Below are 21,740 nucleotides of genomic sequence, written 5' to 3' on the forward strand. Positions count from 1 at the left end.
GGCATGAAGATGAATTTTGAGCAGAAAATTATGATCAATTCAAACGGGCGGACTGCATGACCTTCCCGGCCACCTCCCTCCCGTTCCGGTCCTGCCCCCGATGGGTCACCAGTACCTGTACTCTTGTTCCGCCCTTTACTACCACCAGGCTGTTGAACTCCATTTCCACGGTTTGCTGATAGACATAAGTGCCGTGCTGCCAGATGGCGCGCTGGCCGGAGACATCCAACAGTTGTTCTTTCATCGTGAAACGGGAGGTATTGGGGAGATTGCTCAGCATTTCCGCCAGTTCACCGGCAGCAGACGCCAGCTCGATGTCGGGATCAGAAAGATGAACGGCTTCCTGCATCTGGATGACCAGGCCATCCGCCCTTGAGCCTCCTTTGAACGTCTTGATCCGCATGCCCGGCGTTTCCCGGGCATTGACCGGGGAAAGCGAGAAGGGGGTCTGCAGTCTGATCACATTCCCCCGGAAGGTCCGCCAGTTGGAGGCTTCCAGCAATGCCGGCGAAACGGCGGGCTCCCGCAGCATTTTGACGAGCGCGGGGCCATAATAAGCACCCAATGCACTGAACGTCAGCAACACCACCAGGCCCGTGATCAATGCAGCTGTCTTCCGCATATCAAAAGCCCTGCGGTACTGCTTCTTCATAATGGCTTGGTATTCAGCGGCGGAGATACCCTCCGCTTTCCGGAAGGCGTCAAAATCCTCACGGGGATGCCGTGCTTTCCAGTCGGCATACGAAACCGGCAGTTTTTTCCCGCAATGGTCGCAAAAAGTAATGTATTCAGATTTTAATGAGCTGTAAGCTGCGCAATGGCCGCATTTGAGGTAATACATAGGATACAGGCTTGGTGACTATATCGCTAAATTATAATTTTATTTTATATATTCTTCAACTTGACCGAATTAATTATCCGTTCGGCGACTTTTTCCGCCACGGCATCCTTCGCAGCATATATTACCACCACCTGCACAAGATGCTGCTCTTTCAGAATATAAATGCTTCTGAAAAAACAACGCTGGAAAAGCCGTACCCTGTATTTCCCTGACTGGCGAATCGCCTTTTGCCCTGATATTTCTACATCCACCTCCTCATAATCAAAATCGCTTATCCCCGGTTTATTCCGGGCAGCGTTGATCCCACCGTCAGCGCCCCCTTGCAGGGATACCTGGACTTCCGGCCGGTACTCAAGTTCACTGGCGAGAACTTGTATTGGCATGGATGAATCTGATTGGCAAGATTCCGCCCATGCCAGAAATTGTGCCGCTTCCGGCGGGAAAGGCAACGTGAAGGATTTCAATTCAATGGGGATCAGGAATTCCGCGATGCCCCGGGGTGTGCTGAAAGGCTTCCATTCCCGGGTCATCCATTCCTCCGGAACTTTCCCGCCAAACATCTTTACACTTCTTTCTACCAGCAGACCTGCAATGGACGATACCAATATAGCGGCTACCCCGATCACCACTTTCCGGCGATCCCAGTAAAACCGCTTCTTTTTCACCGACTTTCCCCCGGCCGCTTCATTTGCAGTGACACCCACTGCTTCGCAATAGGATGCAAAATCTCCGGCGGGATTCCGCAGTTTCCAGTCGGAATAGTTATTGGCCATTTTCTTTGAACAGGATGCGCAAAAGGTGACGTATTCGGACTTCAGGGCGTTGGCATGGCCGCAGTGGTTACATTTCAGGGAGTACATGTTCCGGGTTTACAGGGATAAAAAAAGGGATAGCGCTTGGCACGCCATCCCTCAAATATAATCAGTTTTGGAAAACTATTCAGCAGCAGGAACTTCTCCGGCAGCGGGTGCCTCGGGAGCTGCAGCTTCAGTTTTTTCTTCTGCTTTCTTCTTGCCACCACCTGCACGGCGTGTTTTCTTAGCCGGTGCTTTCTCTTCGGTAGCGGATTTACCGTAGATCTCGTTGAAATCCACCAGTTCGATCAGGGCTACTTCAGCATTGTCACCAACACGTTTGCCCAGTTTGATGATACGGGTGTAACCACCGGGACGGCTGGCGATCTTTTCAGAGATCACGCCGAACAATTCCTTGATGGCCTCTTTATCCTGCAGGTAGCTGAATACGATACGACGGTTGTGGGTATCGTCAGTTTTAGCGCGGGTCAACAGCGGTTCGATGTAAACGCGCAGTGCTTTTGCTTTTGCGAGGGTGGTTTGAATACGTTTGTGGCTGATCAGTTCAATCGCGAGATTGCTCATCAGGCTTTTACGGTGAGCGGAAGTACGGCTCAGCCTGTTTAATTTTACTCCGTGACGCATGACTATGTTTGTTTGTGTTCCCTTGCACCGTGTCAGGAATTACAAGGTACTTGTTATAAAATACAAATCACGGGAGCATGCCGCCGCCGTGATTTGAGTTATACTGTTACTATTCTTCGTCCAGTTTCAGTTTGGACAGGTCCATACCGAAGTGCAGACCTCTTTCGCCGAGCACCTGTTCGATCTCGCTGAGTGACTTCTGGCCGAAGTTCCTGAATTTCATCAGTTCCTCCTGTTCATACTGTACCAGTTCGCTCAGGGAGTTGATCTTGGCGGCTTTCAGACAGTTGAATGCGCGTACGCTCAGGTCCAGATCTTCCAGCGGGGTTTTCAGGATCTTGCGCAGCTGCAGGGTCTGTTCGTCCACTACATCTTCTTTCTCGGTGTCTTTGGTATCGAAGCTGATATTTTCATCGGTGATGATCATCAGGTGCTGGATCAGGATACGGGATGCCTGTTTCACGGCTTCTTCCGGATGGATGGTACCATCGGTGATCACTTCCATGATCAGTTTCTCGTAATCCGTTTTCTGTTCAACACGGGTATTTTCGATGCTATACTTTACGTTCTTGATGGGTGTAAATACAGAGTCGATGGCGATGTAACCAAAGATCGCATCCTTGGGCCTGTTCTCTTCAGCCGGAACATAACCGCGGCCTTTGCCGATGGTCAGTTCGATATCCAGCTTTGCAGAGGGGTCAAGGGTGCAGATCAGCAGTTCAGGGTTCATGATCTGGAAAGAGTTGGTCGCTTTCTCGATCATGTCCGCACGAAACTCTGTTTTACCTTTGATAGAGATCTGGATCTTTTCGCTGCCTACTTCCTGCTCAACGATCTTCTTGAAACGTACTTGTTTCAGGTTGAGGATGATCTCGGTAACGTCTTCCGTAATCCCTTTCAATGTAGCAAACTCGTGATCGGCGCCTTCAATCTTTATTCCCACAATGGCATAGCCCTCCAGAGAAGACAACAGTACACGGCGGAGCGCGTTACCAATTGTCACACCGTAACCTGGTTCTAATGGACGGAATTCGAATTGAGCTTCAAAGTCTGTTGACTTCTGCAAAACGATCTTGTCAGGCTTTTGGAAATTAAGAATTGCCATTGATATGCTTGATTTATGAGTTTTAACTAATGTTTAGTTATATGGTTATAGCCACCGGCTGGTGGCTATAATGTATTACTTGGAGTACAATTCTACGATCAGCTGTTCCTTGATGTTCTCCGGAACGCTTTCCCTTTCGGGATATGCAATGAACACGCCTTTCATATCTTTCTCATTCCAGTCCAGCCAGCTGAACTTCGGATTCTTTCCGCGGATGTTGCTGGTCAGGGAAGTATTACCGGCAGTCTTGTCTTTCAGGCCGATAACATCACCCGGTTGCAACTGGTAAGAGGGGATGTTCACTACCACACCGTTCACGGTCACATGTTTATGTGCCACCAGCTGACGGGCAGCGGGGCGGGACGGAGCGATACCCATGCGGAACACGGTATTGTCCAGACGGGCTTCGAGCAGTTTGATCAGTACCTCACCGGTAACGCCTTTTCTGCGGTTCGCTTCATCGAACAGGTTGCGGAATTGTTTTTCCAGCAGACCGTAAGTGTATTTCGCCTTTTGCTTTTCTCTCAGCTGCAGCGCATACTCACCCAGTTGTTTACGCTTGCGCTGTGCGCCATGCTGACCGGGAGGGTTGCTGTTCTTGCCTAAATACTTTCCGTTGCCTAAAATCGGCTCTCCAAAGATTCTGGAGATCTTGGTCTTTGGACCTGTGTACCTTGCCATGTTATCTGGTTCAGATTTTTAAGTTCCGGTGTACGCTCATTTAAAAATCTTAAAATTCGATCGTACACCCACTCGTGAATAATAAATATATCAAAATATACATTACAAATACGAATTATCCCATACAAATGTTTAATTGTAAGGACAATTCGTACGATAAATGCGTTGACTATACCCTTCTTTTCTTGGGAGGACGGCAACCGTTGTGGGGCAGCGGCGTCACATCTTTGATCAGGGTTACCTCGATGCCGGAGTTAGAGATGGCGCGGATAGCGCTCTCACGGCCGGCGCCGGGACCTTTTACAAATACGTCTGCTCTTTTCAGACCAGCGTCAAAAGCAGTTTTGGCAGCATCGGAAGCGGCCAGCTGAGCTGCATAAGGCGTGTTCTTCTTGGAACCCTTGAAGCCCATTTTACCGGCGGAAGACCAGGAAATAACCTGTCCCTGTTTGTTCGTAATGCTGATAATGATGTTGTTGAAACTGGCGGAGATGTGTACATCCCCGTAGTTATCTACCTTTACTACCCTCTTTTTAGCGGCAGCTTTTGTATTAGTTGCTTTTGCCATAATTCGTTATAATTCCAACTATGAAATTCCAAATCCCTGTTGATATAAAAACCCTTTATGCTGCCTGTTCCCGGATCTGGATGAAGGGATACCTGCAAAGGGAATTTACTATTTCTTCGGCGCCTTCTTCTTGCCGGCAACCGTTTTACGCTTACCTTTCCTGGTACGGCTGTTGGTACGGGTACGCTGACCTCTAACCGGCAGACCTTTCCTGTGGCGAAGACCACGGTAGCAGGCGATATCCAGCAAACGCTTGATGTTCATCTGAACCTCGGAACGCAGCTGACCTTCTACTTTGAATTCGCTGTTGATGATATTCCGGATGGCGGCCTGTTCGTCGTCGTTCCAGTCTTTCACTTTTTTATTAAGATCTATGCCTGCTTTCTCCAGGATATACTGTGAGGTAGAGTGACCAATACCGAAGATATAAGTCAGACCAATTTCACCTCTTTTGTTTTTAGGAAGATCAATACCGGCTATACGTGCCATATCAATTGTTTAATTTATAATTCTTAAATGTGTAAAATGCAGATTAACCCTGGCGTTGCTTGAAACGGGGATTCTTTTTGTTGATCACCAGCAGTTTACCTTTGCGGCGAACAATTTTGCAGTCTGCACTTCTTTTCTTGATGGAAGCTCTTACTTTCATGAGTCAAATGTTATAAATCTGTCAGCGTTTTTGGCTTATTTGTACCTGAAAATTATACGACCCCTGCTCAAATCATAAGGGCTCATCTCAACCCCCACCTTGTCACCGGGCAGAATGCGGATATAGTGCATTCTCATTTTCCCAGAAATGGTCGCCAGAATCTCGTGACCGTTTTCCAGCTTTACCCGGAACATCGCATTTGATAAGGCTTCTAGAATAATACCATCCTGTTTAATGAGTGCCTGTTTCGCCATAAAAATTTTTAGGAATGCAAAGATACCACAAAAGTTTATTAAACTGAAAAAATTACGTCAAATTATCTTTGAAAAAGCACAATGATGTGGATAACTTTCGAAAATCACCAAGCGGCCTTTCGAAAGCGCCTCATTATCAAAACTTTACAAAGTGAATTATTTTGAAATTCCGATACAGGGAAATTCTCCGGGTAACTCAGTTTTTTCAAGTAGAATGCAAAGATAGGCATTTTACCCCGGAAATCCGCGCCCTTTACAAAGCTGCTGTCAGGTTCGGGTTCTCCCGTTCTGCCGCTTCGATAGGCTCAAAGGTGGACAATATATCCGGCTTCCCTTTCGCTACCGCCACATTATGCTCGAAATGCACGGACACCTTGCGGTCCCTCGTCACTACGGTCCAGTTATCCTCCAGGTACTCCACTTCCCGGGTACCGAGGTTCACCATCGGCTCTATGGCTATCACCAGCCCTTCTTTCAATACCGCCCCGCTGCCGCGGCGCCCGTAGTTAGGGACCTGGGGGTCCTCATGCAGGTTACGGCCCAGGCCATGCCCTACCAGCTCCCGTACAACACCATATCCCCTTTCTTTTTCCACATACTCCTGTATGGCATAGGCGATGTCTCCGATCCTGTTGCCCACCACGGCCTTTTCCACACCTTTAAGCAGGGCGGTCTTCGTAGCGGCAATCAGTTTCTGCACATGCGCCGGCACCTCCCCTACTGCAAATGTATATGCGCTGTCACCATGAAAGCCGTTGCTATACACCCCCACATCAACAGAAACAAGATCTCCTTCCTTGATGATATATTGGTCAGGAATACCATGTACGATGGCTTCATTTACGGAAATGCAGCATGTGGCGGGAAAGCCCTTGTAATTTTTGAAGGAGGGCACCGCTCCGTGATCACGAATGAAGGTTTCGGCTATGGCATCCACCTGCAGGGTACTCATGCCCGGTTTCAGCTGCCGGGCCACTTCCGCCAGTGTGGCACTGACCAGTTGAGCGCTCTGGCGGATCAGCTCTATTTCCTCTTTTGTTTTATAATGGATCATAACCTGCGAAATTAATAAATCCGGATGACTCTACTGCCATTTAAGGCAACAGCCATCAGGAGGCTGTCCCGATGGCTGTTGCAATGAATTTATTGAATGTTGTTCTACTAAGCGTTTGCGGGGGTGGTCCTGCCTTTGATACGGCCGGAGCTCATGAGGCCATCGTAATGGCGCATCAGCAACTGGCTTTCTATCTGTTGCAGGGTATCCAGGATCACACCTACCATGATAAGCAGTGAAGTACCGCCGAAGAAGGTGGCAAAAGCACTGTTGATACCTGCTGCGGCAGCGATACCGGGAAGGATGCCGACCAGGGCGAGGAACATCGCGCCGGGAAGGGTGATACGGTCCATTACGGCGCCGATATAATCAGCGGTAGCCTTTCCGGGTTTTACACCGGGGATAAAGCCGTTATTCCGTTTCATCTCGTCCGCCATCTGCGTAGGATTGAAGATCAATGCGGTATAGAAGAACGTGAACACGACTACCAGCACCGCGTAGATCACATTATAATACGGGTTGGTATGGTCGCTGAATATGCGGATGAACCCGGAGGCCCCTTCGCTTTGTGTGGCGAATCCGATAGCCGTTGCCGGAATGAACATGATGGCCTGGGCGAAGATGATAGGCATTACACCGGCTGCATTCACCTTGAGGGGAATGAACTGGCGCACACCGCCATATTGCTTGTTGCCGACGATGCGTTTGGCGTAGTTCACCGGTATCTTGCGGGTACCCTGTACCAGCAGGATAAGGCCGATGGTGATCAGGATAAAGAATGCGATCTCTATCAGGAAGAGGAGCAATCCGCCGCCGGCACCTGTTGTTTTGAGCGAAAGCTCCTGCAGCAGGGATTCGGGAAGACGGGCGAGGATCCCCATCATGATGATGATGGAAGTACCGTTGCCTATACCTTTGTCTGTGATCTTTTCACCGAGCCACATCACGAACAAAGTACCTGCGGTGAGCACTACGGTGGTGGAGAGCCAGAACATGAAATTACCATATTCAGGGATCAATGCACCGCCTGACTGCCCTCTGAGATAGGCCACATAGGCGCTCGCCTGGAAGGCGGTAACCACAACTGTGAGCAGACGGGTGTACTGGTTGATCTTTTTGCGGCCGCTATCACCTTCCTTTTGTAATTTCTGGAAATAGGGAACTGCGATCGTCAGCAGCTGAATGGCGATGGACGCCGAGATATAGGGCATGATACCCAGGGCGAAAATGGATGCGCGGGAGAACGAACCACCGGCAAACATATTAAACAGGCCAAGGATACCTTGCTGGGAAGTCTCGGAGAAATTAGCCAGGGCATTGGGATCGAGACCGGGAAGGGTGATATAGGAACCGACGCGGTACACCAGTACCAGCAGCAACGTGGTGATAATGCGTTTACGCAGGTCCTCGATGCTCCAGATGTTCTTTATGGTTTCGATAAATTTCTTCACAGGAAGACAAGAGTTTAATAGAGCGTGTAAAATCCGAAAAGACGCACTACTCCGTAGGCGCCTTTTCTATCGTAATTTCTTAAACCAGTTCTACTGATCCACCAGCTGCTTCGATAGCCTGCTTTGCCTTTTCACTGATCGCGTTTACCTTGAGCGCTACTTTGCTTTTCAGTTCACCATGACCCAGTACTTTCACCTTGGCAGTTTTGCTGATCAGGCCGTTCATGTAGAGGTTCTCCAGGGAGAACTCCTGCAGCCCGTATTTTTCTATGATCTGATCCAGCTGACCAACGTTGAATACTTTATATTCAGTACGGTCGATCGGAATGAACCCGCGTTTGGGCAGACGGCGCTGAATTGGCATCTGACCGCCTTCATGACCTCTTTTGCTGGAATAGCCGGTATTGGACTGAGCACCTTTGTTACCTTTCGTAGCGGTACCACCTTTACCGGATGCTTCACCGCGGCCAAGACGTTTTTCTTTATGTACGGCGCCTTTTGCGGGCCTTAAATTCTGTAAGTTCATAGCTTTGAATTGTTTTACTTACGCGGAAATCAACCGCTCGCTTTACAATGATAATTCAAAAATGTAAGATGCCAAATGTAAAAATAATATTTCTACATTATGCATTTACTTCTTCCACTTTTACCAGGTGGTTCACGGCGCGCACCATACCCAGTACCTGGGGGGTCGCTTCTACTTCTACGGAAGCATTCATCTTCTTCAGACCAAGGGCCTTCAGCGTCAGTTTCTGCTTTTCCGGACGATCGATACCGCTTTTTACCTGAGTGACTTTAATCTTTGCCATTTTGCTTTATATATTTCCAATTAGGAATACCGTGCCCCGGCGCGAAGCACCGGAACGGGGATTTGGAACCAGGTGCTTAACCGTTGAATACTTTCTTCATAGACACGCTGCGTGTCCTTGCGATCTGGATCGGCTCGCGCAACATGCCCAAAGCTTTGAATGTAGCTTTAACCACGTTGTGCGGGTTAGCGGAACCCAGGGATTTTGCCAGCACGTCGGTGATACCGGCGCTTTCCAGCACTGCGCGCATGGAACCACCAGCGATCACACCGGTACCATGAGCAGCCGGTTTGATCAGCACCTTGGCTGCACCTTCCTTGGCCAGCTGGTCGTGAGGAATAGTACCTTGATGAACAGGAACCTTGATCAGGTTCTTCTTGGCATCATCGATACCTTTGGTAATGGCTTCCTGCACTTCCTTGGCTTTACCCAGGCCGTGACCAACGACGCCGTTTTCATTACCTACCACAACCAGAGCGGAGAAACTGAAGGTACGTCCGCCTTTGGTAGTTTTGGTAACCCTGTTGATCGTTACAACCTTTTCTTTCAGTTCCAGATCACCAGCTTTTACTTTATTGAATGAATTCTTTGCCATTTTTATTTAATAAGAATTACGATATCAGATTGTTTATATGCCCAATCCCCCGGGATCAGAATTGCAGTCCGCCTTCGCGTGCGCCATCGGCAGCTGCTTTTACGCGGCCGTGGTACAGGTAACCACTTCTGTCGAATACGCAGGTAGTGATGCCCAGCGCGGCGGCCTTCACAGCCAGCGCTGCACCTACGAGCTTTGATTTCTCGCTCTTGGTACCTTGCTGCGCTGCAATATCCTTCTGACGGGAAGAAGCGGAGGCCAGGGTGGTGCCATTGGTATCGTCAATCAGTTGCACATAGATGTCACCATTGCTGCGATATACGGCCAGCCTTGGTTTTTGTGCAGTTCCGCTGATCTTTTTACGGATACGGAAGCGGATATTCTGTCTTCTGTCTGTTCTTGTACTCATTACTAAGTGTATTTAAGGTCCCGATGCTGCCGGGACTATATTCAGGATAAAGACCCTGTGTTATTTACTAATCCGGTTTCAGTTCAGCCCGGGCCATCAGGCGGCCCGGAATAACCTGTTATTATTTACCGGCAGATTTACCTGCTTTCTTGCGTACCACTTCATCGCTGTAGCGAACACCTTTACCTTTGTACGGCTCCGGTTTGCGCAGGCTGCGGATCTTGGCGGCTACCTGGCCGAGCAGCTGGTTGTCGATACCTTCCAGCATGATCTTCGGATTCTGGCCTTTTTCAGTAACCGTGGCTACTTTCAGCTCTTTGGGCACTTCGAAGATGATGTTGTGCGAATATCCCAAAGATAAGTCCAGCAACTGCCCCTGGTTCGCAGCCTTGTAACCTACACCTACGAGCTCAAGCTGTTTTTTGAACCCCTCGGTCACACCGGTCACCATATTTGCTATCAATGCGCGGTACAGACCGTGCATGGCGCGATGGCGGATCTGGTCGGTAGGGCGGCTGACAATCAGTTCACCATCCTTTGTTTCCACTTTGATATCGCGGTCGATCATCTGTTTCAGTTCACCCTTGGGGCCCTTTACCGTGATCTCGTTAGCCGGGGATACGCTGATGGTAACACCGCTGGCCAATTTAATAGGAGCTCTTCCTATACGTGACATAATCAGTCAGTTTAATTGTTGTGATTCCGGTACTCCGTGTTCAGCGCCGTATAGAACGCTTAATTGTCAGATATACCATAATCCCGCCTTTATGCAAGGCGGGATAAAAATTTATTAATAAACGAAGCAAACTACTTCGCCACCTACATTCTGCACTTTAGCTTCCTTATCGGTCATTACACCTTTGGAAGTGGAGATGATAGCGATGCCCAAACCGTTCTTCACGCGGGGGAATCCGTCAGGCCTTGAATACTGGCGCAGACCGGGACGGCTGATGCGCTGCAGGTCCTGGATGGCCGGTACCTTTGTTTGCGGATCGTATTTCAACGCTATCTTGATGAGGCCCTGTTTCTTGTCCTCTTCGAATTTGTACTTCAGGATATAACCTTTGTCGTACAAGATCTCGGTAATGCGTTTCTTCAGTTTTGAAGCGGGGATTTCCACGATCCTGTGATTTGCCATCTGGGCGTTACGGATGCGTGTTAAAAAATCTGCTATTGGATCAGTAACCATTGTTTAAAAAAATTTGCTAAATGAGTACAATGCGATATCCAATCGATATAGAAAGGAATCAATTAAATGTCTGCCTGCCGGACCTGTTCTTACCAGCTGGCTTTTCTTACACCAGGGATCTTGCCTGCCAGTGCCATGTCGCGGAACATGTTACGGCACATGCCGAACTGACGGATATATCCTTTAGGACGACCGGACAGTTGACATCTGTTATGCAGGCGAACGGGAGAAGCGTTCTTGGGCAGTTTGTCCAGTTCAGCATAGTTGCCTTCTGCTTTCAGCGCAGCGCGCTTTTCAGCAAATTTGGCTACCATGGCTTCTCTCTTTCTTTGTCTGGCTTTTACGGATTCTTTTGCCATAATTGATGATAGATATTAATATTAGTTTTCTTTTCTGATATTCTTGAAAGGCATGCCCATTTCCTTCAGCAACTCATAAGCCTCTTCATTGGTAGAGGCGGTGGTTACGAAAGTGATATCCATACCGGTGATGCGGGTCACTTTATCGATATCGATCTCCGGGAAGATGATCTGCTCTGTAACGCCCAGGGTATAGTTGCCACGGCCGTCGAAAGCTTTTTCACTGATGCCTTTGAAGTCACGCACACGGGGCAGGGATACGGAGATCAGCCTGTCCAGGAACTCGTACATGTTCACGCCACGCAGGGTCACACGCGCACCGATGGGCATGTTCTTACGCAGTTTGAAGTTGGAGATATCCTTCTTTGACATGGTGGCAATAGCTTTCTGACCGGCAATACGGGTCATTTCGTCTACTGCGATATCCACCAGCTTTTTATCACCAACCGCACCGTTGATGCCCTGGTTCAGGCAAATTTTGGTGAGGCGGGGCACCTGCATGGTGCTTTTATAGTTGAATTTCTTTTGCAAAGCAGCCACCACTTCATTGCGGTATTTGGATTGCAGTCTGGGTTGATATGTTGTGTTTGCCATTATTTGATTACCTCCCCTGATTTTTTAGCGATACGAACTACTTTACCGTTTTCTCTCTGGCGTCCTACGCGCGTAGCTTTGCCAGCCTTTGCATCCCACAACATCACGTTGGAGATAGCGATAGGCGCTTCCTGCTTGACAATACCGCCTTTGGTATTCTGGGCAGAAGGTTTGGTGTGCTTGGTGATGATATTAACGCCTTCCACTAATACACGGGACTTGTCGATAATCACCTCCAATACCTTGCGGGGCTTGGTCCGGTCTTTGTCATCACCGGCAATTACCACAACCAGGTCGCCTTTCTTAATGTTGAACTTAGGCTTAAATCTAGTTTTCATCTGTTTGTTTATTTAAAACGCCAAGCGAAAACCCTTTTCGCTTGATTATTATTTTATGTCGTTTTTAAAACGGGCTGCAAAGATACGCTTAAAAAGCAAAAAACTAAAAAGTAAATATTGAAAGGCGTTTCCGGTTACTTTTCATCTCCATCACTCCTTTCAATTATCTAATTTCTTAATCTTTTACTTCTTACGTTTCACTACCTTAAAGCACTTCAGGTGCCAGGGAGATGATCTTCATGTATCCTTTATCGCGAAGCTCACGGGCAACCGGACCGAAAATACGGGTACCGCGGGGCTCATCAGCGTTATTCAGCAATACAACGGCATTGTCATCGAAGCGGATGTAAGAACCGTCACGGCGACGGAGTTTCTTCTTTGTTCTTACAATAACAGCTTTGGTTACCGTACCTTTCTTCATACCACCACCGGGGATGGCATCTTTCACCGTCACCACAATCTTGTCGCCCACACCTGCATAGTCCTGGCCGGAGTTACCGAGTACGCGGATGCAGAGCACTTCCTTGGCACCACTGTTATCAGCTACGTTCAGCCTTGATTCTTGTTGTATCATCGTAATACGTTTGTTAATTGTTTTAGCAGCGGCTGCAGGTCATTATAATTACCGGCAGCTTGAAACAAATGAATAATTACTTTACTTTTTCGATCACTTCCACCATACGCCAGCATTTGTTTTTGCTCAGGGGGCGTGTTTCCATGATCCTTACGGTATCACCAATGCTGCACTCGTTCTTTTCATCGTGTGCCATGAACTTGGTGGTCTTTTTTACGAACTTACCATAGATCGGGTGTTTCACCTTACGTTCAACGTTTACGGTAACTGTCTTATCCATTTTATTGCTGGATACGACGCCGATCCTGATTTTTCTTAATTTTCTTTCGGTCATTTTGAAAGTTATTTTACTTCCGGGCCTCCGGACCGGAGGCTATTGAATTGTTTATTGAATTGCTGGCGACAGCTTCATTACGCTCCCTTTCCTTGTTGAGGGATCAGAATCCCAGCTCTCTTTTGCGCAGTTCAGTCTGAATGCGGGCGATCTCCCTTCTCATGAAGCGGATGCTCATGGGATTTTCGATCGGTGTTACCGCGTGGCTGAACGTGATCTTTTTCAGGCGCAGTTGCTCTTCAGACAGTTTGTCTTTGAGATCCTGATCATTCAGGCCTTTAAGATCCAGTTTTGCTTTAGGCATTTGTTTAAGTTTTGTTCTGGTTATCAGGTTTTGTTAAATTCCGCGAAGCGGCTGTTAAGCAACGTAATCGCGGCGCACTATGAATTTCACCTTGATCGGCAGTTTCTGTGCGGCCAGTTCCATAGCTTCTTTGGCTACTTGCATGGATACACCGTCTGCTTCGAACAGGATGCGACCGGGCTTTACAACGGCTGCCCAATGGTCTGGAGCACCTTTACCTTTACCCATCCTCACTTCCAACGGCTTAGCAGTGATCGGTTTGTCGGGGAAAATACGGATCCACACGTTACCTTCACGCTTCATATGCCTGGTCAGCGCCACCCGTGCAGCTTCTATCTGACGGTCCGTGATCCACTTAGGTTCCAATGCTTTAAGGCCGAATGAACCGAAAGAAAGGGTTGCGCCTCTCTTTGCGTTACCTTTGATGCGGCCTTTGTGCATCTTCCTGTGTTTCGTTCTCTTGGGCTGTAACATCGTTTATGTTGTTAAAAAGTTTGTTTAAATGATATTTTCAAGGGCTGAGTGATTATTTACGGGGACCACGGTCTCCACCGCCTCTTCTGTCTCCGCCACCACGGTTATCCCTTCTATCTCCACCACGATCGCCACGATGATCACCGCCACGGCCACCGCCGGTACGTCCTTCACCTTCCTTGCCGGAAACGGCGTTCGGGTTCAGATCACGTTTACCCAGCACTTCACCTTTACAGATCCACACCTTGATACCGATCTTGCCGTAAACGGTCAATGCGAACAGGGATGCGTAATCGATATCCATACGGTAAGTATGCAGGGGCACACGGCCTTGTTTCATTTCCTCTGAACGGGCGATCTCGGCACCACCCAAACGGCCGCCTACTTTCACCTTGATCCCTTCCGCACCCATACGCAGCGCGGTAGCGATCGCCATCTTGATCGCACGTTTATAGTTGATACGGCTTTCGATCTGCTTTGCGATCGTTTCCGCAACGATAGTGGCATCTATTTCCGGACGGCGGATCTCCAGGATATTGATCTGTACATCCTCCTTACCGGTCAGCTTCTTCAGTTCTTCCTTGATGCGATCCACTTCGTTACCGCCTTTACCTATGATGATACCAGGTTTGGAGGTATGAATGGTAATGATGAGCTTACCGAGCGTCCTTTCGATCACTACACGTGAAATGCCGCCTTTGTTGATACGTGCATTCAGGTAAGTCCTGATCTTGTTATCCTCGATCAGCTTGGCTGCATAGTCTTTCTTGCTGCCATACCAATTAGAGTCCCATCCTCTGATGATACCTAACCTGTTACCAATAGGATTTGTTTTCTGACCCATGTTCTGGTTTTATTTGTCTATGAGTTTAAATATATTTTTTTCCTGCAGTTCGTTCGTTTATTGCTGAGGGGCTTCAGTGCGGCCATCTACAACAATGGTGACGTGATTGCTTCTTTTGCGCACACGGTAACCTCTACCTTGCGGAGCAGGGCGCATCCTTTTGAGAACACGGCCGCCGTCTACAAAAACGGTTTTGACGAACAGGTTGGCATCTTCTACCCTGGCTCCTTCGTTCTTCACTTTCCAGTTAGCCACTGCGGAGAGCAGCAATTTCTCCAGCGGAGTGCTCGGGTGTTTGGGATGGAATTTCAAAATATTCAAAGCTTTCTCTACTTCCATGCCGCGGATCAGGTCTGCAAGCAAACGCATTTTGCGGGTGGAGGTAGGATTATTGTTCAGCTTAGCTACTGCTTCCATTGTTATTTGTTTCTGTGTTATATAAGTTTCTTGTTACAGTTTCCGGTCCTGCTGTTTCCAACGTACTTCCGATGTTCTCTTTCCTGAACCGAAAACGGGAAACTTTAAAACGGATGACTACATTTTCTTGTTAGCGTGTCCTTTAAAGTTACGGGTAGGTGCAAACTCTCCCAGTTTGTGACCCACCATGAACTCGGTTACGTAAACCGGGATGAACTTGTTACCGTTATGCACAGCAAAAGTATGGCCCACAAAGTCGGGAGTAATGGTAGAGCGGCGGCTCCAGGTTTTGATAACCGTACGCTTGGTGCCCTCATTCTGTTTTTCTACCTTCTTCTCTAATTTGAAGTCTACGTAAGGACCTTTTTTAATGGAACGACCCATATTCTTGTTTATTTAAGATTTCAACCCCGGTATCAACGGGAAAGAAACTTGTTAAGCGTTATTATATTTTCTTACCGTTTTTCCGCGTAATGATCAGTTTATCCGAGCTCTTATGCGATTTCCTGGTTTTCAGACCTTTCGCATATTTGCCAGTTCTTGATCTCGGGTGACCACCGGAAGAACGGCCTTCACCACCACCCATCGGGTGATCTACAGGGTTCATCGCTACACCGCGGTTGCGGGGGCGAATACCTCTCCAGCGATTGGCTCCGGCCTTACCGATGGACTGCAGTGCGTGATCAGAGTTGGAAATGGTCCCTACGGTTGCCATACAAGTGCTCAGCACTTTGCGCAATTCGCCGGAGGGCATTTTCAGTACTGCGTATTTTTCTTCCTTGTTGCTCAGCTGTGCATAGGTACCGGCACTGCGTGCGATAGCGCCGCCTTTACCCGGCTGCAGCTCGATATTATGTACAACAGTACCCAAAGGCATGTTTCTCAGCGGTAATGCATTACCCAGTTCAGGCGCAACTTCGGGACCGCTGATAACAGTGGTGCCAACCTGCAGGCCCTGGGGGGCAAGGATGTAACGTTTTTCACCATCTGCATAGCTCAGCAGGCAGATGAATGCGCTGCGGTTCGGATCGTATTCGATCGTTTTAACCGTAGCCGGGATGTTTATCTTGTCCCGTTTGAAGTCGATGATACGGTATTGCTTCTTGTGTCCGCCGCCGATATAGCGCATGGACCTTCTACCCTGCACGTTCCTGCCGCCGGTTCTTGGAGCGGGGGCCAGCAGGCCCTTCTCCGGGGTGTCGGTGGTCAGCTCTGCGAACGCATTGCCGATTTTCCAACGGGTACCGGCTGTCATCGGTTTGTACTTTTTCAGTGCCATTTTCTACTTAATTCAAAATGATTTAATAGACTATTTATAAGTTGATCTGCATATACATCCAGGTTAACGGCTTACACCGCTAACGGCACTTATATGTTAGCATACAGATCAATGGTTTCTCCTGCAGCCAGTGTGATCACGGCTTTCTTGTAGGAAGGCTTGCGGCCGGAAATAAAGCCTGCTTTGGTAAAGCGGGTCTTGTTCTTGCCGGGCATCACCTGTGTATTCACTTCCGCAACGGTTACGCCGTAGAAGTCTTCCACTGCCTTTTTGATCTCCAGTTTGTTGGCTTTCTTGTCAACAATGAAGTAAAAACGGTTGAACTTTTCAGTTGCCTTGTTTACTTTCTCTGAAATCACCGGCTTGATTAAAACATCAGACAGTTTCATCTTAATTAATATTTGTTACGGGATCCGATCCAACATCCCCCGCATGCATTTTAAATTTGTTACGCTTCAACTACGTCAGCAGGCTCTTCTGTAAAGATCTTTGCTGCGCTTTCCGTGAAAATCACGTAGTTGCTGTTCATGATCTCGTAAGTGTTCACATCGCTCAGCACCGTACCGTCAACGGTAGGGATATTGCGGAGGGACAGATAAACGTTATCATTATATTCGGGCAGTACCACAAGGGTTTTCTTGCCGGCTACGTTGATATTCAGTTTACCGAGGATGCTCTCGAAAGTTTTGGTTTTAGGAGTATCCAGGTTGATATCCTCAACGATGATGATACTGTTTTCCTTTGCTTTCGCAGACAGTGCGGAGATCTTGGCCAGGTCCTTCACTTTACGGTTCAGTTTGATGTCGTAAGCGTGGGGCTTGGGGCCGAAGATGGTACCACCGCCTTTATACAGCGGGTTACGGATGTTACCTTTACGGGAACCGCCGGTACCTTTTTGTTTGTGCAGTTTACGGGAAGCACCTTTCACTTCAGCACGGGTCTTTACCTTGTGCGTACCCTGACGTTGTGCAGCCAGGTATTGCTTTACAGCGAGGTAGATCACGTGATTGTTCGGTTCAACACCAAAGATCTCTTCAGGAAGCTCGATGGTCCTGCCGGTTTTCTTACCTTCTATATTTAAAATATCTAGTTGCATACTATTTCTGGATTAAAACGATTGAACCAATGTGGCCGGGAACGGAACCACTTACCAGGATGTAATTCTTCTCAGGGAATATTTTCAGCACTTTCAGCCCTTTCACTTTCACTCTTTCGTTACCCATCTGACCGGCCATGCGCATACCTTTGAAAACACGGGAAGGATAAGATGAACCGCCAACGGAACCGGGCGCTCTCTGACGGTCATGCTGACCGTGGGTAGCTTCACCCACACCACTGAACCCGTGACGTTTTACAACACCCTGGAAGCCCTTACCTTTGGAAGTGCCTACAATGTCAACAACCTCACCTTCAGCGAAGATCTCGCAGGTGATGGTTTCACCGAGGGCTTTAGCCACGGCAGCGTCAGGATTGCGGAATTCTTTTACGTAACGTTTAGGGGAGGTCTGTGCTTTTGCGAAGTGATTTTGTTCTGCTTTGGTAGCGTGCTTTTCTTTCTTGTCACCGAATGCTACCTGTACAGCGTCATACCCGTCGGTGGATTGGGATTTCACCTGGGAAACAACGTTGGGACCGGCTTCGATAATGGTGCAGGCTGTCTGCTTTCCATTGGCCTCGAAGATGCTGGTCATACCAATCTTTTTACCAATAATACCTTTCATTTGTTATATGATTTAGCCCAGCGCCTGAGGGATCTCTAGCTATCCTCAGGATGAGCGGTTTAAATACTGTTTATTGGGCGGTTACCCAGAAGGCGTAACCTGTTGTTTGCTGTCGTCATAAAACACCACAGGCGGGCCTTATGCCCACCCTGCCGATGTCCTTTCTGTTACTACGCTTTGATCTCCACTTCCACACCAGAAGGCAGATCCAGCTTGCTCAGCGCATCTACGGTTCTGGAAGAAGATGTGTAAATGTCCAACAAACGCTTATGCGTACACAGTTGGAATTGCTCACGCGCTTTCTTGTTCACGTGCGGAGAACGCAGTACCGTAAAGATTTTCTTCTCTGTAGGTAAAGGAATAGGACCTGTTACCACGGCACCCGTGTTACGCACGGTTTTAACGATCTTCTCGGCCGATTTATCAACCAGATTGTGATCGTAGGACTTCAGCTTGATTCTAATTCTCTGAGACATATGCAATGAACTTCTTCTAATTTACCCCTTACAATTTGGGAGGGCAAAGGTATGTTTTATTTTAATTACAGCAAACATTTTAGGGGTATATTTCTGGAGATTGTTGGATTATATTGACTTTATGCCGTTCTTCCTGTAGCTTTATATGGTCATGGCAAGGTACGAAAATCGTTTAAAATACTTGTTTCCAATAGGTTACCGCCCGTCTATGCGCTTTCTCCCTGCCCTCATATTACTTTTCCTCGGCTTCCCGGTTTTTGCCCAGGATTCCACCGAAAGACCGCTGACCCCGGCGGAAATGGAGGAAGAATTCCAGCGCGGCGTGGAGGCCCTCAAAGCGGACGTGCTCCCGGAATTCCCCGGCGGCCAGGCCAACCTGGAACGCTGGCTCACCTCCAACCTGAACGTTCCCTACATCCGCCTGCGGGAAGATACGGTCGTCACCGTGTATGTGGACTTCACCGTAGACGAGAATGGTAACGTGGCGGACACCAGGATCCGGTATCCGGGCTTCCGGCAGCTGGACAAAGAAGTGCTGAGCATGTTCCACCGGATGCCCAGATGGAAACCCGGCTTCCTGAACTACAAACCCGTTCCCCTCAATCTCACGATCCCCATAAAAGTAGCCCTGGCCAACAGCATGCGCAAGCCCCTGGATGTTCCGGCCCCGGAACTCAGCAGGCTCCCCCGCTACCACGGCGGCGGTAAAGCCCTGGCCTATTTTATCCGGAGAAACCTCCAATATCCCCCTGAAGCCAGATCCGCCGGCATCGGCGGTGCGGTGATCGTGGAATTCCTGATCATGTCCAACGGCAGGGTAGACAATGCTGCTACCATTGGCAGCGCTATCGGATACGGACTGGAAGAAGAGGCCATCAGGATCGTGGAAAAAATGCCCAAATGGATACCGGCGCAGCTGGATGGTAAACCTGTCACGGCCAGGCACCAGTTGGTGATCTCGTTTGAAACACCGAAAGCAGCGAAACAATGACGCCATGACTGCCGGAAAAAATAAACGGGCCTCACCCGTCCGAAGACGTGCAAAACCCGTTCTATCATCGTTTGCGTAGGAAACTAACTAATTACCTTCTGCCCTCTTCCCGGATGATCTGCTTCGCTTTTGCCGTGGGCAGATAGATCTGGAAACCGACATTCAACCCTACGCGGTGCGCCGTGGTGGAACTGCCGAAACCTACCGTAAGGTCATACTTCAACAGCGCTTCCAGCCCCACATTGGGCGTAATGAAATAAGCGATACCGGGGCCGAAACCAATGCCCAGGCCGTTGGTATTGGTACTTACATCTCCAGACTTGGTATTCACACCGTTGATGCCAGCACTGGCTTCCAGGAACCAGCGGGCCCGTTTAGATACCTCAATGCTTTTATCCTTGATAAAATAACGACCGAAGGCGCCAATGCCGTAACTGATATCAGTCCGGTCATTCCCGGTGCCAAGTCCGAGATTCACCTCCCCGCCTATCGCCAGATCGTCTTTGATGAACCAGCCCAGCTTGGGCGTGAGGTTAAGGTTAAACCTGCTGCCTCCATCCTGAAAGGTGCCCCCGATATTACCAAGGTTCGCCCCTACCATCATATTTCCTTTCTCGGTCTGCGCATAAGATGTGGTGGAAAACAGCATTGCTGTCACAACAAGGGTTAAGTAGCCAATTTTTCTCATATGATTTGTTTTGATGTTACTGCTCCGGACATTCACAGGTAAGGAGGGGTAAACAGGAAGCGACTGATTATGAATACAATAAACATACCAACTAACATCCGGTTCAAAAAAAAGTTGCATGCATCGCCTGTTTTTTTTTAACATGGCAGCAAATTTGATCCCTATTTAAAAACGCTCCCATGAAACCACTGACCATATCTGCCTGCCTGTTGGCATTTTTATGCATGGCCTTCTCCTGTAAAAAGAATACAAATAATCCTCCTGTTGAGGACCCCGACTGGCCGACGGACAGCGTAAGGATGGTGGTCAGCCAGGGTATTTCACGCCCCTGGGAGATCCTCTGGGGGCCTGATGATCACATCTGGATGACGGAAAGGAACGGCAGGATCAGCCGCGTAGACCCCAAAACGGGCACTGTCAAACCATTGCTGACTGTCCCGGATGTGGTAGCCACGGGCGAAGGCGGACTGCTGGGCATGGTGTTGCATCCGGATTTCGGGCAAACGCCGGATGTGTACATCGTCTACAATTACAACAGCGACAATGGCTACCGCGAGAAAGTGGTGCGGTACCGGTATGCCGACAGTGCGCTGGGCTCCCCTGCGGTGATCATTGACAACATTCCCGCTGCGGGTATCCATAACGGCTCCAGGTTGGTGATCAGTCCGGATAACAAGCTCTTCATCACCACCGGCGATGCCAATACGGCTTCCAATGCACAGCTGCCGGCATCCCTGAGCGGAAAGGTACTGCGGCTGAACCTTGATGGCACTGTTCCGGCTGACAACCCCTATCCCGGCAGTCCCGTCTGGAGCATAGGCCACCGCAACCCCCAGGGGCTGGTGTATGTGAACGGCACACTGTATGCCTCCGAGCATGGCGCGGGGGTGGAAGATGAGGTGAACATCATCGAAAAACAGCGCAACTACGGATGGCCGACCGTGGAAGGGCCCTGCAATGGCGGAGAGACGGTGTTCTGCACGGCCAATAACATAAAAGAGCCGATCTGGTCTACCGGCAACGGGACCTTTGCCTTATGCGGGCTGGACTTCTACAATAACGACCGTATTCCGCAGTGGAAAAACTCTCTCCTGCTGCTGAGCCTGAAAAATACCACCTTGTACCAGCTGAAGCTCAGTACAGACGGTCAAACCGTTGCCAGCACAAAGAACTACTTCACCGGCGCCTTCGGCCGGCTGCGGGACCTTTGTGTTTCCCCGGCAGGCAGGGTGTACATTTGCACGGATGAGAATAATGCGAAGATCATCGAGATCAGCAAGCCGGAATGATGGTTACGGGCTGC

At 48.9% G+C, this 21,740-nt stretch carries 35 protein-coding genes; 2 read left to right on the forward strand and 33 right to left on the reverse strand.

Annotation, left to right across the window (positions count from 1 at the left end; all coding sequences use genetic code 11):
* Window positions 1-34: 34 nt before the first annotated feature.
* The 32 genes from FW415_RS22510 to rpsJ all read right to left on the reverse strand — a co-directional run bounded on the left by FW415_RS22510 (window position 35) and on the right by rpsJ (window position 18,758).
* Window positions 35-841 (reverse strand): hypothetical protein, encoded by an 807-nt coding sequence (locus FW415_RS22510; protein WP_148389367.1) that lies wholly within the window; start codon window positions 839-841, stop codon window positions 35-37.
* Window positions 842-885: 44 nt separating this feature from the next.
* Window positions 886-1,701 carry a hypothetical protein gene (locus tag FW415_RS22515; RefSeq protein WP_148389368.1) on the reverse strand — a complete coding sequence of 272 codons (816 nt, stop codon included), beginning with the start codon at window positions 1,699-1,701 and terminating at the stop codon, window positions 886-888.
* Between the two features lie 75 nt (window positions 1,702-1,776).
* Complete coding sequence (gene rplQ / locus FW415_RS22520) at window positions 1,777-2,280, reverse strand: 50S ribosomal protein L17 (protein WP_148389369.1); 504 nt, start codon at window positions 2,278-2,280, stop codon at window positions 1,777-1,779.
* Between the two features lie 109 nt (window positions 2,281-2,389).
* Window positions 2,390-3,385, reverse strand: coding sequence for a DNA-directed RNA polymerase subunit alpha (locus tag FW415_RS22525; RefSeq protein WP_148389370.1), 996 nt, complete (start codon window positions 3,383-3,385; stop codon window positions 2,390-2,392).
* 75 nt (window positions 3,386-3,460) lie between these two features.
* Window positions 3,461-4,066, reverse strand: a complete 606-nt coding sequence (gene rpsD / locus FW415_RS22530; RefSeq protein ID WP_148389371.1) for a 30S ribosomal protein S4 — start codon at window positions 4,064-4,066, stop codon at window positions 3,461-3,463.
* A 169-nt stretch (window positions 4,067-4,235) separates the two neighbouring features.
* A complete protein-coding gene (gene rpsK / locus FW415_RS22535) occupies window positions 4,236-4,634 on the reverse strand; it encodes a 30S ribosomal protein S11 (protein ID WP_148389372.1) in 399 nt (132 codons plus the stop codon).
* 108 nt (window positions 4,635-4,742) lie between these two features.
* Complete coding sequence (rpsM, locus tag FW415_RS22540) at window positions 4,743-5,123, reverse strand: 30S ribosomal protein S13 (protein ID WP_148389373.1); 381 nt, start codon at window positions 5,121-5,123, stop codon at window positions 4,743-4,745.
* 43 nt (window positions 5,124-5,166) lie between these two features.
* A complete protein-coding gene (rpmJ, locus tag FW415_RS22545) occupies window positions 5,167-5,283 on the reverse strand; it encodes a 50S ribosomal protein L36 (RefSeq protein WP_072360626.1) in 117 nt (38 codons plus the stop codon).
* Between the two features lie 35 nt (window positions 5,284-5,318).
* The gene (gene infA / locus FW415_RS22550; protein WP_012789309.1) at window positions 5,319-5,537 is read right to left on the reverse strand and encodes a translation initiation factor IF-1; all 219 of its coding nucleotides are present in this window, start codon (window positions 5,535-5,537) and stop codon (window positions 5,319-5,321) included.
* Between the two features lie 253 nt (window positions 5,538-5,790).
* Entirely contained in the window at window positions 5,791-6,591 is an 801-nt protein-coding gene (gene map, locus FW415_RS22555) for a type I methionyl aminopeptidase (RefSeq protein ID WP_148389374.1), read from the reverse strand.
* Between the two features lie 107 nt (window positions 6,592-6,698).
* The gene (gene secY / locus FW415_RS22560; protein ID WP_148389375.1) at window positions 6,699-8,042 is read right to left on the reverse strand and encodes a preprotein translocase subunit SecY; all 1,344 of its coding nucleotides are present in this window, start codon (window positions 8,040-8,042) and stop codon (window positions 6,699-6,701) included.
* Between the two features lie 79 nt (window positions 8,043-8,121).
* On the reverse strand, window positions 8,122-8,568 hold the full coding sequence (rplO, locus tag FW415_RS22565) for a 50S ribosomal protein L15 (protein ID WP_148389376.1): 447 nt from the start codon (window positions 8,566-8,568) through the stop codon (window positions 8,122-8,124).
* 97 nt (window positions 8,569-8,665) lie between these two features.
* Complete coding sequence (gene rpmD / locus FW415_RS22570) at window positions 8,666-8,851, reverse strand: 50S ribosomal protein L30 (RefSeq protein WP_146861950.1); 186 nt, start codon at window positions 8,849-8,851, stop codon at window positions 8,666-8,668.
* A gap of 76 nt (window positions 8,852-8,927) precedes the next feature.
* Window positions 8,928-9,446, reverse strand: a complete 519-nt coding sequence (rpsE, locus tag FW415_RS22575; protein ID WP_148389377.1) for a 30S ribosomal protein S5 — start codon at window positions 9,444-9,446, stop codon at window positions 8,928-8,930.
* Between the two features lie 55 nt (window positions 9,447-9,501).
* Complete coding sequence (gene rplR / locus FW415_RS22580; protein WP_148389378.1) at window positions 9,502-9,855, reverse strand: 50S ribosomal protein L18; 354 nt, start codon at window positions 9,853-9,855, stop codon at window positions 9,502-9,504.
* Between the two features lie 121 nt (window positions 9,856-9,976).
* A complete protein-coding gene (rplF, locus tag FW415_RS22585; RefSeq protein WP_148389379.1) occupies window positions 9,977-10,531 on the reverse strand; it encodes a 50S ribosomal protein L6 in 555 nt (184 codons plus the stop codon).
* 114 nt (window positions 10,532-10,645) lie between these two features.
* Entirely contained in the window at window positions 10,646-11,044 is a 399-nt protein-coding gene (rpsH, locus tag FW415_RS22590) for a 30S ribosomal protein S8 (protein WP_148389380.1), read from the reverse strand.
* 89 nt (window positions 11,045-11,133) lie between these two features.
* A complete protein-coding gene (gene rpsN / locus FW415_RS22595; protein ID WP_148389381.1) occupies window positions 11,134-11,403 on the reverse strand; it encodes a 30S ribosomal protein S14 in 270 nt (89 codons plus the stop codon).
* 21 nt (window positions 11,404-11,424) lie between these two features.
* Window positions 11,425-11,997, reverse strand: a complete 573-nt coding sequence (gene rplE, locus FW415_RS22600) for a 50S ribosomal protein L5 (RefSeq protein WP_148389382.1) — start codon at window positions 11,995-11,997, stop codon at window positions 11,425-11,427.
* Window positions 11,997-12,335, reverse strand: a complete 339-nt coding sequence (gene rplX, locus FW415_RS22605) for a 50S ribosomal protein L24 (protein ID WP_148389383.1) — start codon at window positions 12,333-12,335, stop codon at window positions 11,997-11,999. Before rplX ends, rplE begins: the two co-directional genes overlap by 1 nt.
* A gap of 205 nt (window positions 12,336-12,540) precedes the next feature.
* The gene (rplN, locus tag FW415_RS22610; RefSeq protein ID WP_148389384.1) at window positions 12,541-12,909 is read right to left on the reverse strand and encodes a 50S ribosomal protein L14; all 369 of its coding nucleotides are present in this window, start codon (window positions 12,907-12,909) and stop codon (window positions 12,541-12,543) included.
* 76 nt (window positions 12,910-12,985) lie between these two features.
* Window positions 12,986-13,243 carry a 30S ribosomal protein S17 gene (gene rpsQ, locus FW415_RS22615; RefSeq protein WP_148389385.1) on the reverse strand — a complete coding sequence of 86 codons (258 nt, stop codon included), beginning with the start codon at window positions 13,241-13,243 and terminating at the stop codon, window positions 12,986-12,988.
* A gap of 103 nt (window positions 13,244-13,346) precedes the next feature.
* Window positions 13,347-13,547, reverse strand: coding sequence for a 50S ribosomal protein L29 (rpmC, locus tag FW415_RS22620; protein WP_148389386.1), 201 nt, complete (start codon window positions 13,545-13,547; stop codon window positions 13,347-13,349).
* Window positions 13,548-13,601: 54 nt separating this feature from the next.
* Entirely contained in the window at window positions 13,602-14,021 is a 420-nt protein-coding gene (gene rplP / locus FW415_RS22625) for a 50S ribosomal protein L16 (protein WP_148389387.1), read from the reverse strand.
* A 52-nt stretch (window positions 14,022-14,073) separates the two neighbouring features.
* Window positions 14,074-14,865, reverse strand: coding sequence for a 30S ribosomal protein S3 (gene rpsC, locus FW415_RS22630; protein ID WP_148389388.1), 792 nt, complete (start codon window positions 14,863-14,865; stop codon window positions 14,074-14,076).
* Window positions 14,866-14,922: 57 nt separating this feature from the next.
* Window positions 14,923-15,282: a 50S ribosomal protein L22 gene (gene rplV / locus FW415_RS22635; RefSeq protein ID WP_148389389.1), complete on the reverse strand. Its 360-nt coding sequence runs from the start codon at window positions 15,280-15,282 to the stop codon at window positions 14,923-14,925.
* A gap of 117 nt (window positions 15,283-15,399) precedes the next feature.
* Entirely contained in the window at window positions 15,400-15,666 is a 267-nt protein-coding gene (gene rpsS, locus FW415_RS22640; protein WP_120516921.1) for a 30S ribosomal protein S19, read from the reverse strand.
* 61 nt (window positions 15,667-15,727) lie between these two features.
* Window positions 15,728-16,561, reverse strand: coding sequence for a 50S ribosomal protein L2 (gene rplB, locus FW415_RS22645; RefSeq protein WP_148389390.1), 834 nt, complete (start codon window positions 16,559-16,561; stop codon window positions 15,728-15,730).
* A gap of 89 nt (window positions 16,562-16,650) precedes the next feature.
* Window positions 16,651-16,950: a 50S ribosomal protein L23 gene (gene rplW / locus FW415_RS22650; RefSeq protein ID WP_146861906.1), complete on the reverse strand. Its 300-nt coding sequence runs from the start codon at window positions 16,948-16,950 to the stop codon at window positions 16,651-16,653.
* Window positions 16,951-17,009: 59 nt separating this feature from the next.
* Window positions 17,010-17,657: a 50S ribosomal protein L4 gene (gene rplD, locus FW415_RS22655; protein ID WP_148389391.1), complete on the reverse strand. Its 648-nt coding sequence runs from the start codon at window positions 17,655-17,657 to the stop codon at window positions 17,010-17,012.
* A gap of 1 nt (window position 17,658) precedes the next feature.
* Window positions 17,659-18,282 (reverse strand): 50S ribosomal protein L3, encoded by a 624-nt coding sequence (gene rplC / locus FW415_RS22660; RefSeq protein ID WP_148389392.1) that lies wholly within the window; start codon window positions 18,280-18,282, stop codon window positions 17,659-17,661.
* A gap of 170 nt (window positions 18,283-18,452) precedes the next feature.
* The gene (gene rpsJ, locus FW415_RS22665; protein WP_012789286.1) at window positions 18,453-18,758 is read right to left on the reverse strand and encodes a 30S ribosomal protein S10; all 306 of its coding nucleotides are present in this window, start codon (window positions 18,756-18,758) and stop codon (window positions 18,453-18,455) included.
* A gap of 208 nt (window positions 18,759-18,966) precedes the next feature.
* Between rpsJ and FW415_RS22670 the strand changes: the two genes are divergently transcribed.
* Window positions 18,967-19,749, forward strand: a complete 783-nt coding sequence (locus FW415_RS22670) for an energy transducer TonB (RefSeq protein WP_168208950.1) — start codon at window positions 18,967-18,969, stop codon at window positions 19,747-19,749.
* Window positions 19,750-19,840: 91 nt separating this feature from the next.
* On the opposite strand, the gene FW415_RS22675 is transcribed toward FW415_RS22670, so the two are convergent.
* Window positions 19,841-20,437, reverse strand: a complete 597-nt coding sequence (locus FW415_RS22675; RefSeq protein WP_148389394.1) for an outer membrane beta-barrel protein — start codon at window positions 20,435-20,437, stop codon at window positions 19,841-19,843.
* 179 nt (window positions 20,438-20,616) lie between these two features.
* On the opposite strand from FW415_RS22675, the gene FW415_RS22680 reads away from it, so the two are divergent.
* The gene (locus FW415_RS22680) at window positions 20,617-21,726 is read left to right on the forward strand and encodes a sorbosone dehydrogenase family protein (protein ID WP_148389395.1); all 1,110 of its coding nucleotides are present in this window, start codon (window positions 20,617-20,619) and stop codon (window positions 21,724-21,726) included.
* Window positions 21,727-21,740 lie beyond the last annotated feature (14 nt).

The organism is Chitinophaga sp. XS-30, from assembly GCF_008086345.1.
Classification (GTDB): Bacteria; Bacteroidota; Bacteroidia; order Chitinophagales; family Chitinophagaceae; genus Chitinophaga.

Bases quoted from the DNA above. Each gene is read 5' to 3' on its own strand.
- FW415_RS22510 (WP_148389367.1), bottom strand. From the start codon at position 841: ATGTATTACCTCAAATGCGGCCATTGCGCAGCTTACAGCTCATTAAAA.
- FW415_RS22515 (WP_148389368.1), bottom strand. From the start codon at position 1,701: ATGTACTCCCTGAAATGTAACCACTGCGGCCATGCCAACGCCCTGAAG.
- rplQ (WP_148389369.1), bottom strand. From the start codon at position 2,280: ATGCGTCACGGAGTAAAATTAAACAGGCTGAGCCGTACTTCCGCTCAC.
- FW415_RS22525 (WP_148389370.1), bottom strand. From the start codon at position 3,385: ATGGCAATTCTTAATTTCCAAAAGCCTGACAAGATCGTTTTGCAGAAG.
- rpsD (WP_148389371.1), bottom strand. From the start codon at position 4,066: ATGGCAAGGTACACAGGTCCAAAGACCAAGATCTCCAGAATCTTTGGA.
- rpsK (WP_148389372.1), bottom strand. From the start codon at position 4,634: ATGGCAAAAGCAACTAATACAAAAGCTGCCGCTAAAAAGAGGGTAGTA.
- rpsM (WP_148389373.1), bottom strand. From the start codon at position 5,123: ATGGCACGTATAGCCGGTATTGATCTTCCTAAAAACAAAAGAGGTGAA.
- rpmJ (WP_072360626.1), bottom strand. From the start codon at position 5,283: ATGAAAGTAAGAGCTTCCATCAAGAAAAGAAGTGCAGACTGCAAAATT.
- infA (WP_012789309.1), bottom strand. From the start codon at position 5,537: ATGGCGAAACAGGCACTCATTAAACAGGATGGTATTATTCTAGAAGCC.
- map (WP_148389374.1), bottom strand. From the start codon at position 6,591: ATGATCCATTATAAAACAAAAGAGGAAATAGAGCTGATCCGCCAGAGC.
- rplO (WP_148389376.1), bottom strand. From the start codon at position 8,568: ATGAACTTACAGAATTTAAGGCCCGCAAAAGGCGCCGTACATAAAGAA.
- rpmD (WP_146861950.1), bottom strand. From the start codon at position 8,851: ATGGCAAAGATTAAAGTCACTCAGGTAAAAAGCGGTATCGATCGTCCG.
- rpsE (WP_148389377.1), bottom strand. From the start codon at position 9,446: ATGGCAAAGAATTCATTCAATAAAGTAAAAGCTGGTGATCTGGAACTG.
- rplR (WP_148389378.1), bottom strand. From the start codon at position 9,855: ATGAGTACAAGAACAGACAGAAGACAGAATATCCGCTTCCGTATCCGT.
- rplF (WP_148389379.1), bottom strand. From the start codon at position 10,531: ATGTCACGTATAGGAAGAGCTCCTATTAAATTGGCCAGCGGTGTTACC.
- rpsH (WP_148389380.1), bottom strand. From the start codon at position 11,044: ATGGTTACTGATCCAATAGCAGATTTTTTAACACGCATCCGTAACGCC.
- rpsN (WP_148389381.1), bottom strand. From the start codon at position 11,403: ATGGCAAAAGAATCCGTAAAAGCCAGACAAAGAAAGAGAGAAGCCATG.
- rplE (WP_148389382.1), bottom strand. From the start codon at position 11,997: ATGGCAAACACAACATATCAACCCAGACTGCAATCCAAATACCGCAAT.
- rplX (WP_148389383.1), bottom strand. From the start codon at position 12,335: ATGAAAACTAGATTTAAGCCTAAGTTCAACATTAAGAAAGGCGACCTG.
- rplN (WP_148389384.1), bottom strand. From the start codon at position 12,909: ATGATACAACAAGAATCAAGGCTGAACGTAGCTGATAACAGTGGTGCC.
- rpsQ (WP_148389385.1), bottom strand. From the start codon at position 13,243: ATGACCGAAAGAAAATTAAGAAAAATCAGGATCGGCGTCGTATCCAGC.
- rpmC (WP_148389386.1), bottom strand. From the start codon at position 13,547: ATGCCTAAAGCAAAACTGGATCTTAAAGGCCTGAATGATCAGGATCTC.
- rplP (WP_148389387.1), bottom strand. From the start codon at position 14,021: ATGTTACAGCCCAAGAGAACGAAACACAGGAAGATGCACAAAGGCCGC.
- rpsC (WP_148389388.1), bottom strand. From the start codon at position 14,865: ATGGGTCAGAAAACAAATCCTATTGGTAACAGGTTAGGTATCATCAGA.
- rplV (WP_148389389.1), bottom strand. From the start codon at position 15,282: ATGGAAGCAGTAGCTAAGCTGAACAATAATCCTACCTCCACCCGCAAA.
- rpsS (WP_120516921.1), bottom strand. From the start codon at position 15,666: ATGGGTCGTTCCATTAAAAAAGGTCCTTACGTAGACTTCAAATTAGAG.
- rplB (WP_148389390.1), bottom strand. From the start codon at position 16,561: ATGGCACTGAAAAAGTACAAACCGATGACAGCCGGTACCCGTTGGAAA.
- rplW (WP_146861906.1), bottom strand. From the start codon at position 16,950: ATGAAACTGTCTGATGTTTTAATCAAGCCGGTGATTTCAGAGAAAGTA.
- rplD (WP_148389391.1), bottom strand. From the start codon at position 17,657: ATGCAACTAGATATTTTAAATATAGAAGGTAAGAAAACCGGCAGGACC.
- rplC (WP_148389392.1), bottom strand. From the start codon at position 18,282: ATGAAAGGTATTATTGGTAAAAAGATTGGTATGACCAGCATCTTCGAG.
- rpsJ (WP_012789286.1), bottom strand. From the start codon at position 18,758: ATGTCTCAGAGAATTAGAATCAAGCTGAAGTCCTACGATCACAATCTG.
- FW415_RS22670 (WP_168208950.1), top strand. From the start codon at position 18,967: ATGCGCTTTCTCCCTGCCCTCATATTACTTTTCCTCGGCTTCCCGGTT.
- FW415_RS22675 (WP_148389394.1), bottom strand. From the start codon at position 20,437: ATGAGAAAAATTGGCTACTTAACCCTTGTTGTGACAGCAATGCTGTTT.
- FW415_RS22680 (WP_148389395.1), top strand. From the start codon at position 20,617: ATGAAACCACTGACCATATCTGCCTGCCTGTTGGCATTTTTATGCATG.